Source organism: Flavobacterium sp. 25HG05S-40 (assembly GCF_052654735.1).
This window is the reverse complement of the sequence record NZ_CP199750.1, coordinates 2,731,307-2,743,590: the sequence shown is the minus strand read 5'-3', so window position 1 is coordinate 2,743,590 and position 12,284 is coordinate 2,731,307. Positions and strand designations below refer to the sequence as shown.

The 12,284-nt window shown below is 36.2% G+C and carries 15 protein-coding genes; 1 reads left to right on the top strand and 14 read right to left on the bottom strand.

Annotated features, from left to right (window positions below; genetic code table 11):
- Positions 1 to 9: 9 nt before the first annotated feature.
- From ACULEU_RS11920 to gcvP, 7 genes are all read right to left on the bottom strand, one after another.
- On the bottom strand, positions 10 to 858 hold the full coding sequence (locus ACULEU_RS11920) for a glycosyltransferase (RefSeq protein ID WP_445452799.1): 849 nt from the start codon (positions 856 to 858) through the stop codon (positions 10 to 12).
- 84 nt (positions 859 to 942) lie between these two features.
- The gene (locus ACULEU_RS11915; RefSeq protein ID WP_445452798.1) at positions 943 to 1,584 is read right to left on the bottom strand and encodes a WG repeat-containing protein; all 642 of its coding nucleotides are present in this window, start codon (positions 1,582 to 1,584) and stop codon (positions 943 to 945) included.
- 360 nt (positions 1,585 to 1,944) lie between these two features.
- Complete coding sequence (locus tag ACULEU_RS11910; protein ID WP_445452797.1) at positions 1,945 to 2,469, bottom strand: methyltransferase; 525 nt, start codon at positions 2,467 to 2,469, stop codon at positions 1,945 to 1,947.
- Between the two features lie 41 nt (positions 2,470 to 2,510).
- Positions 2,511 to 3,569, bottom strand: a complete 1,059-nt coding sequence (locus ACULEU_RS11905; protein ID WP_445452796.1) for a 3-oxoacyl-ACP synthase III family protein — start codon at positions 3,567 to 3,569, stop codon at positions 2,511 to 2,513.
- A gap of 122 nt (positions 3,570 to 3,691) precedes the next feature.
- A complete protein-coding gene (locus ACULEU_RS11900; RefSeq protein ID WP_445452795.1) occupies positions 3,692 to 4,072 on the bottom strand; it encodes a group III truncated hemoglobin in 381 nt (126 codons plus the stop codon).
- A gap of 17 nt (positions 4,073 to 4,089) precedes the next feature.
- Positions 4,090 to 4,692, bottom strand: a complete 603-nt coding sequence (locus ACULEU_RS11895) for an HAD family hydrolase (protein ID WP_445452794.1) — start codon at positions 4,690 to 4,692, stop codon at positions 4,090 to 4,092.
- Between the two features lie 178 nt (positions 4,693 to 4,870).
- Entirely contained in the window at positions 4,871 to 7,714 is a 2,844-nt protein-coding gene (gcvP, locus tag ACULEU_RS11890; protein WP_445452793.1) for an aminomethyl-transferring glycine dehydrogenase, read from the bottom strand.
- A 176-nt stretch (positions 7,715 to 7,890) separates the two neighbouring features.
- On the opposite strand from gcvP, the gene ACULEU_RS11885 reads away from it, so the two are divergent.
- The gene (locus ACULEU_RS11885) at positions 7,891 to 8,706 is read left to right on the top strand and encodes a hypothetical protein (protein WP_445452792.1); all 816 of its coding nucleotides are present in this window, start codon (positions 7,891 to 7,893) and stop codon (positions 8,704 to 8,706) included.
- Here the strand turns inward: ACULEU_RS11885 and ACULEU_RS11880 are convergent.
- The 7 genes from ACULEU_RS11880 to ACULEU_RS11850 all read right to left on the bottom strand — a co-directional run bounded on the left by ACULEU_RS11880 (position 8,686) and on the right by ACULEU_RS11850 (position 12,254).
- Positions 8,686 to 9,141 carry an SRPBCC family protein gene (locus tag ACULEU_RS11880; protein WP_445452791.1) on the bottom strand — a complete coding sequence of 152 codons (456 nt, stop codon included), beginning with the start codon at positions 9,139 to 9,141 and terminating at the stop codon, positions 8,686 to 8,688. The two genes, ACULEU_RS11885 and ACULEU_RS11880, sit on opposite strands and share 21 nt — an antisense overlap.
- A 9-nt stretch (positions 9,142 to 9,150) precedes the next feature.
- A complete protein-coding gene (locus tag ACULEU_RS11875; protein WP_445452790.1) occupies positions 9,151 to 9,528 on the bottom strand; it encodes a hypothetical protein in 378 nt (125 codons plus the stop codon).
- Between the two features lie 11 nt (positions 9,529 to 9,539).
- On the bottom strand, positions 9,540 to 9,884 hold the full coding sequence (locus ACULEU_RS11870) for a hypothetical protein (RefSeq protein ID WP_445452789.1): 345 nt from the start codon (positions 9,882 to 9,884) through the stop codon (positions 9,540 to 9,542).
- A gap of 2 nt (positions 9,885 to 9,886) precedes the next feature.
- Positions 9,887 to 10,330 (bottom strand): hypothetical protein, encoded by a 444-nt coding sequence (locus ACULEU_RS11865; protein ID WP_445452788.1) that lies wholly within the window; start codon positions 10,328 to 10,330, stop codon positions 9,887 to 9,889.
- Positions 10,327 to 10,647, bottom strand: coding sequence for a hypothetical protein (locus ACULEU_RS11860; protein WP_445452787.1), 321 nt, complete (start codon positions 10,645 to 10,647; stop codon positions 10,327 to 10,329). The genes ACULEU_RS11865 and ACULEU_RS11860 overlap by 4 nt, the downstream gene beginning before the upstream one ends.
- Before the next feature lie 146 nt (positions 10,648 to 10,793).
- Positions 10,794 to 11,297: a GbsR/MarR family transcriptional regulator gene (locus tag ACULEU_RS11855; RefSeq protein WP_445452786.1), complete on the bottom strand. Its 504-nt coding sequence runs from the start codon at positions 11,295 to 11,297 to the stop codon at positions 10,794 to 10,796.
- A 285-nt stretch (positions 11,298 to 11,582) separates the two neighbouring features.
- A complete protein-coding gene (locus ACULEU_RS11850; RefSeq protein ID WP_445452785.1) occupies positions 11,583 to 12,254 on the bottom strand; it encodes a SanA/YdcF family protein in 672 nt (223 codons plus the stop codon).
- Between the last annotated feature and the right edge of the window lie 30 nt (positions 12,255 to 12,284).

Genomic DNA, 12,284 nt, shown 5'->3' with positions numbered 1-12,284 from the left:
AGGTTTTTTTTAGAATAATTTCTCTCTCATCTTTTTCCACCGATAGTTCCGAATGAATTGCGCTTGTACTGCCGTAACCAAAAGTGGTTTTTTTGCTGATTTCGCTTGCCAAAATCCTTTTATATAATCAAGAAATAACAAAGGTTTTCCTTTTCGGAACGCTAATTTTAAGGAGGCAATAGCCGTTATCCAAAATCCATAACCTAAACTATAAAAGGCTTCTCCTTGTTTGTAACGAGCGGTTGCATTATAGTTGGCTCCGGTTGGTTTCAGGTGTTTAACTTTCAGTGTTTCATCAGTAACTACTTTCCAATCGTAGAATTTGCACAAAAGTTCGTCAACAGTATCCCAACCCATTGCTGGTTTTAGTCCGCCAATTTGTGTAAAGCATTCTTTTCGATAGGCCTTGAAAGCACCACGGATGTGATCTTTATCCGTTAGGTTTTCCAAAATCCATTCGCCCTCTTTTTCAATGTAAGCAAATCCTCCAGCCATACCAATTTTGTTATCCGATTGGAAGTGTTTACTGATGGTTTCAAAATAGTTGTTTGGAAAAATCAAATCGGCATCGGCTTTTACCATAAAATCGTAATCTTCATCCAAGGTTTCTAATCCTTTCTGAAAAGCTTGTATTACTTTGCTTCCGGGTAAATGAATGGCTTCAGAAGATTTATTTACAATAGATATCCAAGAATTTTTTTCGGCGAAAGCCATAATAATGTCAGCAGTCTTGTCTGTAGAATTATCATTTACAATAACTGCTTTTTTGGGTAAGACCGTTTGCTCTGTTAGTGATTGTAATGTTTGTGAAATATATTTTTCTTCATTGTGTGAAGGAATGACAATGTAATAATTCATTTTAAGTACTTGATTTAGGTAAAAATAAAAAAAGGATTTCAGTAACGAAATCCTTTTTTCAAATTAATTCTAAAAACAACCAAATTACTCAGTGGCCGCCAACTCTGTATTTTTCTTTTTGTTGGTAAAAGCCTCTATTGTATCATAAATTACTGGAATAACTTCTTTACCTGTTTTATCGATAAATCCAAGTTTTTCTTTTCTGCCTTTAACTAAAGCCCAGTTTTTTCTAACATCATCAAATTTCGATACTTCGACATATTTTACAGGAACAACAATACTTCCATCTTTGTCTAAGAATCCTTTAAGCCCTTGACTTTCAACAAGCATCCATTCTTTTGAATACTCTCCAAATCTTCCAATTTTGTCATAAATTGGTGGTACGACTTCTTTTCCGGCCTCATTCATGAAACCATATTTTCCATCTTTAATAATCATGGCCCAACCAGCGTTGTATTCGTCAAAGCTTTCAATAGTTTGGTATTTTGTTTCCACAACAATTTTACCGCTTTTGTCGACAAATCCAAATAAATTTTCAAGTTCTACTTTCGCCCAATTTGGATGCATTTTGTCAAAGTCATCAATCGCATTGTATTTAGGTGGAACAACTTCTACACCTGATTCATTAATGATTCCGAATTTTTCATCAGATTTAACAATAAATAACTTTTGACCGAAAGAAAATGTGAAAACAGTCAACATTGAAATAGTAAATAATTTTTTCATAATAACAGATTTAAGGGTTTTGTTTAATTACATTTCAAACATACATACTTCATCGATAAAACAACAAATAAAATCGATGAAATGCATAAAAAATGTCAAAAAGTAGGAAATAGATATATATAAACTTACAATTACAGTAAAATAAAATAGCGAATAAAACAAGCTTTTTTCAACAAATTTTGAATTCTTAAAAAAATGAATATTTACTATTTTTTTAACATTTTGTAAGTTGCTATTTACGATTGTAATACTTGTGCTTTTCTATCTGTCTGAAAAGTAAATACTTAGAGTTTTCGCCTCAGTATTTTGCATAAAAAAACCATCTGTAAAGATGGTTTCAACTATTTTTTATTGGAAAAATCATTTTATTCTTTCGGCGTACACTATATAATAACGAGGTGTAAAATAACGAAGTAACGGACGGAAACCAAGCTTTTTAACGGGATGCGTAAACTTTACACGATCCACGATCTTCCAACCGGTTTTTTCCAAAAGCCAATCCAGTTGCCAGTCTTCAAATTCATGATAGTGTCTGTCCCATGGATCTGTTTTGCTTCGGTATGCTTCAGAAAACCACAAGCGCAACGGAATTGATATTAGTAATTTATCACATTGTACATTTTCCAAAACCGTATACGGATTCAGTAAATGCTCAAAAATCTCAAAGCCCGTAAACACGTCATAGGTTTCCTTTTGAAGGGAAGTTTGGTCATTGTCGACATCTTCTCCTTTAGTATTGATGACTGTATATCCATTTTCGACCATAATTTTTGAAAACGGATTAGGTACTCCCAAATCAAAAATGGTTTCAGACGTTTTGATATGTTTTTTCAGAAACGCAAGCGTAATGTTGAATCGTTTGCTGGGATAGGTCTTCTCGTACATTAGTAAAAGTGCAAAATTAAGATGGCGAAGTTACAACTTTATTACATTTGATATACGATAGCATTGACATTCATTCCCGCACCAACTGACGCAAAAAGAATCACATCGCCTTTGTGTAAGCTTTGATTTTCTATTTTACCTTTTACCAAAGAATCGTATAGAGTGGGCACAGTGGCGACACTTGAATTTCCCAGTTTATGAATGCTCATCGGCATAATTCCTTCAGGTGGAGTCTGTCCGTATAGTTTATAAAAACGATGGATTATGGCTTCATCCATTTTTTCATTGGCTTGATGAATAAGGATCTTTTTTACCTGATTGATTGCAATACCACTTTTATCCAGACATTCTTTCATGGCTTTTGGAACATTACTCAACGCAAACTCATAAATTTTTCTTCCCTGCATTTTAAGATAACGAACATCTGGGTCGTGGGTTTTATTAAAGGAGTTTCCGAAAAACAAATAATAGGCTTCGTCAAAGGTAAAGGTTGCGGTTTCGTGGGCTAAAATGCCACCCTCTTCCTCCGTTAGTTCAACTATAGTAGCACCAGCCCCATCAGAATAAATCATACTGTCGCGATCGTGAATGTCAACAACGCGTGAAAGTGTTTCTGCTCCAATAACCAAACATTTTTTGGCCATTCCAGCCTTTATAAAAGCTTGTGCCTGTATAACGCCTTCAATCCAGCCTGGACAACCAAAAAGCATGTCGTAACATACGCATTTTGGATTTTTAATACGCAAATCGAATTTAACTCTAGTGGCCAAACTTGGAACTAAATCGGTTTGGATAGCTCCTTTTCTTACGTTTCCGAAGTTGTGGGCAAAGATGATATAATCTAGCGTTTCTGGGTCAATATTAGCATTTTCAATCGCCTTTTTTGCAGCGATAGTGGCAATATCTGAGGTTAGTAAATCATCAGTAACATAACGACGTTCTTGAATTCCGGTGATTTCTAAAAATTTTTCTGCAACAACATCGTTCGGGTGTGGAAATGGAGTTCCGTCATCATTCAAAAAAATATGTTCAGAAAAGTCTTTATTGGATACTATTTCAGTGGGAATATAACTCCCAGAACCGGTTATTTTTATATTCATTATTTTAAATATTTCATTGCGAAATTATTAATAAAAATAATTATTGGTTGAGTAATTTGCAAAAAACAAAAAACTATTGTGAATAATGTAATAAATACACCTTATTGTTGCCGAACTAATAATTATTTGTCTTTTTCTTGTGCGATTTTAATCTGCATAATGGTAGCAATGCTTAACGCTTGTGTTTTTATCTGCTCTGCTTTTTGTCCTAGGAAGTTTTCATCAACTGCCTGATTGAAGTGATGCAGCCAAATTTTAAAAAGCTCTGGTGATAAATGTTCTTTCTCATTTACATCCAAATGGATTTGAGTCAGGTTATGGGTATAACCACCTGTTCCTAAAATAGCTTGAGACCAAAACATAACCAAAATAGGTAAATGCTCTTCAAGTTTTATTTTGACAACATCTGTAAAAATATAGCTGATAGAATCATCAGTCAAAAGTTTTTTATAGAATGCATCAACTAAAAGATAAAGATCGTTTTGATTTTGAATGTCCGTCATTGTGCTTGTTTGTTACTTTACAATGTTATTATGGTCAAAAGGGCTGCTTCAAGTTGTGCGGGATTCTCAAAATGAATGGCATAAAAGCCAAGTTCCTGTGCCGCTTTTACATTGTGGATATTGTCATCTATAAAAATACTTTCTTCCGCTTTTATCAAATATCGGTTCAGTAACAATTGATAAATTCTCTTGTCGGGTTTGATCAGTTTTTCTGTTCCGGAAACTACAATACCTTCAAACTCCTTAAAAAAGGAAAACCTTCTATAAGCAATGTCAATGGTTTCTGCAGACCAGTTCGTTAAGCCATAAAGGGTATACTTTTGTTTCAGTTGAAGGAGTAGCGCAACTGTTCCGGTAATTTCACCTTTCAGCATTGTTTCCCACTCGCCATAAAAAAGCGCAATCATGTCGCTGTGTTCCGGGAACTTTTGTTGCAATTCTGTAGTGGCTTCTGAAAGTGAACGTCCTCTATCTTGCTCAATATTCCATGCCTCTGTACAAATATTTTTAAGAAAGGACTCCATGGTATCAGTATCCTGAAAATGATTTTTATACAAATGCCTTGGATTCCAGTCTACTAATACGCCTCCAAAGTCGAAAACGATGTTTTTTATTTTCATATAATTTGTGTTATTGTAACCGTACTCTTGTCATTCATAGAAAAAAGAATGCATTTTATTATTTATAACAAAAATAATAGGTACAGCTTTTTAATTTGCTGATTAATATCAGTTTTCAAAATAAAAAGGTTCCAAATCATTTAACTTGAAACCTTTTATCTTTTACCTAATTCCTATTTTACATATACGCTTCAATAGGTGCGCAAGAGCAAACTAGGTTTCTGTCGCCATAAGCATCGTCGACACGACGAACACTTGGCCAAAATTTATTGTCATGAATATAATCCAGTGGGAAGGCCGCCTGCTCTCTAGTATAAGGCATGTTCCAATCATTGGAAGTTAACATTGTTAACGTATGGGGTGCATTCTTCAAAACGTTGTTCGGTTCCTCTGAAGTAGCCGCTTCAATTTCTTTTCTAATCGCAATCATTGCATCGCAAAAACGATCCAATTCGGCTAAATCTTCTGATTCCGTTGGCTCAATCATTAAGGTTCCTGCCACTGGGAATGACACTGTAGGTGCGTGGAAACCGTAATCCATCAAACGTTTGGCAATATCGGTAACTTCGATGCCGTTTTGCTTGAACGAACGACAATCTAATATCATTTCGTGAGCCGAACGTCCACATTCTCCTGTATATAAAATTGGATAATGCTCTTCCAAACGTGCTTTCATATAATTGGCATTCAAAATAGCAAACGAAGTAGCATTTTTCAAACCTTCGGCACCCAGCATGGTAATATATCCGTAGGAAATCAAACATACCAAAGCCGAACCATAAGGCGCTGCAGATATAGCAGTAATGGCTTGGTCGCCACCTACGTTTATTATGGGATTGGTCGGTAAGAAAGACACTAATTTTTCGTTAACACAAATTGGCCCAACTCCAGGCCCACCACCACCATGCGGAATAGCAAATGTTTTGTGTAAGTTAAGGTGACACACATCGGCACCAATAGTTGCAGGATTGGTTAGTCCAACCTGCGCATTCATGTTGGCACCGTCCATATAAACCAAACCACCATTGTCGTGAATAATTTTAGTAATTTCACAGATAGCGCTTTCAAAAACACCGTGAGTGGATGGATACGTTACCATCAGGGCAGAAAGATTATCTTTATGTTCAATAGCTTTAGCTCTTAAATCTTCCACGTCAATATTACCGTTTTCCATGGTTTTGGTTACGATGATAGTCATCCCTGCCATCGCTGCCGACGCCGGATTGGTTCCGTGAGCCGAAGATGGAATTAAACACACATTTCTGTGATGATCCCCTCGAGATAAATGGTACGCACGAATGGTCATTAAACCGGCATATTCTCCTTGTGCGCCTGAGTTAGGTTGCAGCGTAGTACCTGCAAAACCCGTAATGACGTTCAATTGATGCTCTAATTTTTTAAGCATAATTTGATAACCTGCTGCTTGTTCAATCGGAGCAAAAGGGTGAATGCTGTTCCAGTTGGCCATCGATAAAGGTAGCATTTCGGCTGCAGCATTTAATTTCATGGTGCAGGATCCTAACGAAATCATCGAATGATTTAACGATAAATCCTTGCGCTCTAATTTTTTGATATAACGCATCAACTGCGATTCAGAGTGATGGTTGTTAAATACATCATGCTCTAAGAAAGCTGATTTTCTTTCCAAGCTATCTGAAAAATTATTGGAAGTAGATAGATTAGAAATTGTGACCGTATCCTTTCCTATAGCTTCTGCAAAAATGGCTAGGATTTGGTTAATATCTGAAATCGAAGTCGTTTCGTTTACTGAAATCGAAATGGTATTCGTATCAACATAATAAAAATTCACTTCGTTTTTCTCTGCGATAGCTTTAACTATCGGAGCATCTGCTTTTACTAAAATGGTATCAAAAAAATCAGTGTTGGTTTGGTATACACCTAATTTGTTTAAAGCATCCGCTAGTGTTACCGCGGCAGCATGTACTTTACTAGCAATATAACGCAATCCTTTAGGACCATGGTATACAGCATACATTCCAGCCATAACGGCTAATAAAACTTGAGCGGTGCAGATGTTGGAAGTAGCTTTTTCACGTTTGATGTGTTGCTCACGCGTTTGTAACGCCATACGCAAAGCACGATTACCATTAGTGTCAATAGTAACGCCAATGATTCTTCCTGGCATCGAACGTTTGTATTCTTCTTTTGTGGCAAAAAAAGCAGCATGTGGTCCGCCATAACCCATCGGAATTCCGAAACGTTGTGTGGTACCCACTACGACATCGGCACCCATTTCTCCTGGAGGTGTTAGTTTAACCAAGGCCAAAATATCAGCAGCGACGGCTACTTTTATTTCGTTAGCTTTTGCTTTAGCGATAAATCCGGCATAATCATTTACTTGACCGTACTTTCCAGGATATTGTAAAATGGCTCCGAAAAAGTCTGATGAAAAATCAAAATTTTCGTGATTTCCGATAACCAATTCTACACCAATTGGCGTAGAACGGGTTTGTAAAACGGATATTGTTTGTGGTAATACTTCTTCAGAAACAAAGAATTTATTGGCATTATTTTTCTTTTGATCACGAGAACGCACGTCAAACAAGAGCGCCATAGCTTCGGCAGCAGCGGTACTTTCATCAAGCAGCGATGCATTCGCAATTTCCATTCCAGTCAACTCAATCACCGTAGTTTGAAAATTCAGAATGGCTTCTAATCTCCCTTGTGCAATTTCTGCCTGATACGGCGTGTACGCGGTGTACCAACCCGGATTTTCAAAAATATTTCGTTGAATTACCGCAGGAACAATTGTTGGATGATACCCTAAACCAATATACGATTTGAAGACTTTGTTTTGCTTCCCTAACTCCTGAATGTGGTTTAAATACTCATATTCGGTCATGGGTGCGTCCAAATTCAAATCGTTTTTTAAACGGATATCATCGGGAATAGTTTCGTAAATTAACTGCTCCAAGTTGTCAACTGCTATAGTTTTGAACATGTGGTGAAGGTCGTGCTCACGTGGACCTATGTGGCGTAATGCAAATGCGTCTGTTCTCATTAAATGATAAGTTCTTAAGTGTGTTTAGTTGTGCTTGTCTCGTTGAAGAACGGGATTGTTTTAAAGCCAACAAAAGTAATTATTAATGTTCTAATTTTATGCTAAACAAACCCCAATGTTTTGAGAATTTTTCAACTAAAATCGCTTCTTATTAACACTTTGACTAATTTTGTTCCATGCAGATTTTAAAGCGGTTTCTTGACTTTTACATCAACGGCAGCATTCATGTGGCGTTATCGGTTTATGCATTGGTCTGTATGACGGGATATTTGTTCGAAATTACCCTAATTCAAATACCTGCATTATTCGCTTTTTTCGGAACAATAGTAGCTTATAATTTTGTCAAATACGATGCTTTGGCTCGAACGCAAAAACTGCAGATGCGAACCGAATTGAAAGCGATAACTATTTTGAGTTTACTGTCGTTTATAGCAGCGGGCTATTACTTTTTTCAATTAAGTAAAACGACAAAAATGATAGCCTTTGTCTTTCTGATACTGACCCTATTGTACACCTTGCCTTTTTTTCCGAACCAAAAAAATGCTCGAAATTGGGCCGGAGTTAAGATTTATATTGTGGCTTTATGTTGGGTTGGTGTGACGTTGTTTTTGCCGATAATCCATTCAGGAATCTCAATCACAACCGATGTTTATCTAGTTACTTTTCAAAGGTTTATTCTGATTTTTGTTTTGATACTGATCTTTGAAATCATCGACCTAAAAGTTGATGATCCCAACCTAAAAACGGTTCCGCAGCAAATAGGAGTGAAGCGTACCAAAATGATAGGCAGCGGTTTGCTTTTAGTTTTTCTGCTATTGGAAATTTTTGTTGCGCATCTTTGTGCTAAATCACTGTTGATGAAAGTCTGTATTGCGGGTTCAACACTATTGTTTTTACTGTTTTCAAATGAGAAAAGAAGCCAATATTATAGTTCTTTTTGGGTAGAAAGCATTCCGATTTTTTGGTTTGTTTTACTTATGGTTTTCGGCTAAATCTTTGAGGATTTCATTTCTTTTTAAAAGGAAATCAGTCAAATGTTTTTGGAGTAAAAGTTGGTCAAAAAGCTTTCCGAAAATGCCAAACAGTGTTTCATATTGTAAAAAATCAATCATAACCGTTGTACCATTTTGACTCACAAAGGTATGTTCGTGTCGGAACGATTTAAAATGACCTTTCACCATCTCATCCACAAAATAGTTGGGCATTTCCATTTCAGTGATTTTGCTCTGGTGCTTTAAATAGCATCCAAAATGTTTGCCTTTCCAAGTAACCGTCTCGTTTAATTCAATTAGTCCCGAAGTTCTGCCTGCAATAGCTTTTTCATTCGATTGGAATGTAGATTGCTGATGCACATCAATATCGCGGCTTAGATTAAATACAGTCTGAATGGGCGCTTTTATTTTGGTGATGAGATGGATGGTGGTCATGGAATGTAATTATGCGGTTACAACTGTGGCTTGGCTTTCTTTCGCTTTGCGTTTGCCTCTAAAGAAAAAGTAAAGGTTTAAGAAGAGCATGACACCGAGATAAATCGTAAAAGCACCAATTTTGTAACTCAATTGTTCTATCAAATTCTGATAACTGTCACGATACAGATTCAATTCTAAAATCAGCAGTGCAAAGCCCAAATTGAGTAGGTAAAACCCGGTTTCAAATAAGGTATTAGTGGCATTGGCAATTTCTTCTCGACCTTTAAAAATGTCCATCATATATACTTTGCTGTTTTTAAAAAGTGTTCTAGAAACGTAGTAAGTAAGAAATAAAGCGACAGGTAAATAAATGGCGTAACCGAGTAAAATTTTTGTAGTTTCCATGATCAATGTATTTAAATTAATTTTTGAATGTATTTAGTAAGAACGAAAATATTAAGGTAATGCATGATGGCAATGGTGCCGATAATGATAGCCGATTTCAATGCAATGACTTCGATTAATTCATCAACAGACATTATCTTCTCCCATGAAATCAAAGTCATCGCACAATACCCAAGATTCAGCAAATAATAGCCCACAAGTAAAATCTGATTAGCCTTGTGGCACAAATCTTCATGATCCGGAATCAAACTAGAGACAAAGATATTGCCGTTATTATAGCAGATTCTCCCAACTCGAACAATGATAATTCCGGTGATGACTAAGTAAATGGCATAACCAAGGATGTTGAGGTTCATGATTATATAAGTTTATAATGCCCAATGATATTATGAATGAAAAGCAACGTATTCACCACGGCAAACAGCACAAATAAAGTGTTCATTCCGTAGCTTCCTATTTTAAAAAGTCTGCGTTGCGGAATCTGATACATCGGATAGTAAGCAATTTGAGTAGCTACTTTTCCAACCCAATACGCAGCAATTAATCCGGTTAAAGCAACGGCTAAAGCAGATTGTTCTTGGAGTTCCTTAGTGCAGAGAATCGCAATCAATCCAAAAGAAAAGTTCAGTCCCTGAATGTATCGGCCATACGTTTTGCAAATCTCCTGATTCAAAGGTTTGAGTTGTTTGACATCGTTATACCAATCAAAAACATGATGACGGATGTAAGGATAAATTAATGCTGTAAATATTTGGCCTGCACCACTCAGGATGATAAGCCAGTTTGGGATGGTTATGTTCATAATTTTTTGAGTTTAAATGTCATAAAGCAGTGATACATTGCAATGAGTATTGGAATGATAAGTAGCATTAGTGTTTTATTTATATCAACATTGATAACGACTATAAAATACAGTAAAACTAATGCCCAGTAAATTAGAATTTCTGGTAAGGCATTTTTATAGCTTAAACTATTTGCCGCCAAGATTATAAATCCGGTCAAAAATTGAAATGCTGCCAAATAGAAATAAATCACTAATGCTTCTTCTCCGTAAATAATCGCACTAATTGCACCAATGCCTACAAAGGCTAAATTTATGTAATGTATAAACTGTCTCATAATTTTCATTTGTTTTAAACTTTCAGAAAAAAATGAAAGTTTTAATTAAAAAAATAGGTTGTTTAATTCGCTTTTTATTATTGTTTTTTTAATGGTCTCATTGAATAGCCTTGTTACAATCGGTATAATAGTTCTGTTTTCTATGGCTATTTCATGAACTTGATTAAAATTTGCGCCAACCAATTGTCTTTATATTCCGTGATTTTATCCAAAACATTATCGGCTTTCAACACAAAATCATACAACTTGCTAGTTTGCTCTACAAAATGGCGCTCTTCTGCGGTAGCTGTTGCCTCAATCGACGAGACTTCTTTTAACACTTTCAAGGCTGGTTTGATTTCGCGTTTGCTTCTTTCTCTCGAAATTTTTACGGCCAATTCATCTAAATCTTTTTCGGCTGTAAAAAACTCCCTGCGTTCCCCGGCTTTGTATTCTTTATACACAATGCCCCAATCCATCAGCGCTCTCAAATTCATCGAAGCATTGCCTCTCGAAATCTGCAATTCCTCCATAATATCCTCCATCGAAACCGCTTCGTGTGACACCATCAACAAGGCATGAATCTGCGCCATAGTCTTGTTAATGCCCCACTGACTACCTAAGGCACCCCAGGTTTGAACGAACTTATTTTTTGCTTCTCTGAATTCCATGAGTCAAAGGTAAGCAAATGTTTTTAAACTTTCAAAAAAAAATGAAACTTATTTTAAATTAGTTGGGCGTTCCCTCGTTTTTGAAACGAGGTCGGGCTTTCCGCTCTATCTTTTGTTATACAAAAGGATGCCGCTCCAATCCCTAACATTTGAGATTAAGAGGAGGACTGCCACCGGCAGTCAGGTATTTTTCATAAAAAAAACCGAAGCATAACTCTGGTTCTAAAACTGTTGGTAATTAGTAATCAGTATGTCTAATATCTAAAATCTAATATCTAAAATCAACTACCTCTTATCATCTTTAGTATAATTCGAAACCCCATTAATATTGACTTCGTGTCCTAAAAAATGAGGTTCTCGATTTCGGGCAACATCAAAAACCGATTTGCAAATGGTAAAGCATTCTCTAAAACGAACATACTTGTAATTTCGGTATTTGCCTGCATCAGCAGCCAGCCCAACCGATTGCACGCCTAGTTTATTTCCGATATAAATCGCTCGGTTCAAATGGTATCCCTGCGAAACCAAAATCGCCTGGTCGATTTTAAAAATATGTTTGGCTCTGTACAAGGTTGAATAGGTGTCAAATCCGGCATAGTCTAAAAAAATTTTGGTGGTATCAACGCCATGCTCATAACAATACAGTTTCATAACTGTTAACTCATCGTGCTCATCGCTACCGTTATCACCCGAAAGCAGCATTTTGTTAATCTTTCTTAGTTTGTACAATGCAATTCCGGCATCCAGTCGGTCCTTTAAATATTTACTAGGTCGGTCATGGCGGATTCCGGCTCCAAAAATGATTCCCACATTTTCTTCCGGAACGCCATTCGCATGGTGATAAATCAACGGATTGGTTTCGGAACGCACATAATAGTTTATAGCAAAAACAACAATCAAGCCAATAATGGCCAGCAAAAGGAATTTTTTAAAATGCTTTTGTATGAATGTTTTCAAGATGCAAATTTTTCTAATAATCTAACTATC